This window comes from Streptomyces sp. P17 (assembly GCF_032436805.1).
GTDB lineage: Bacteria > Actinomycetota > Actinomycetes > Streptomycetales > Streptomycetaceae > Streptomyces.
Genome location: NZ_JAVRBF010000899.1, coordinates 1 through 268 on the forward strand (window position 1 = coordinate 1; position 268 = coordinate 268).

1 protein-coding gene is annotated in these 268 nt (G+C 33.6%); it reads left to right on the forward strand.

Annotated elements, in window-relative coordinates; translation table 11 throughout:
- Nucleotides 1–18: 18 nt before the first annotated feature.
- On the forward strand, nt 19–268 hold a 250-nt coding region (locus RMT89_RS43375; RefSeq protein WP_315889257.1), incomplete at its 3' end, for a hypothetical protein.

Genomic DNA, 268 nt, shown 5'->3' on the forward strand with positions numbered 1-268 from the left:
TTTGATATTGTAAACGAAGTGGAAAGGCTTTATATAAAACACGCTGACGAAAATATAGAAGCATATAAAAAAGAACGTTCAATAGCTGAAAAACAATTAGAGCTACTCAATCGCACCCCCGATGATTTTAGAATAACAACAGAAACAGACCTTTTTGGAAACAAAAAAGAAACACACTACAATTTTACCGAAACAAAAAGGAAAGAACTTACCCTGCGCATTAAAAAATTAAGTTTAGAGATTGAAAAAGGCAGCGTCTACTCTCGGT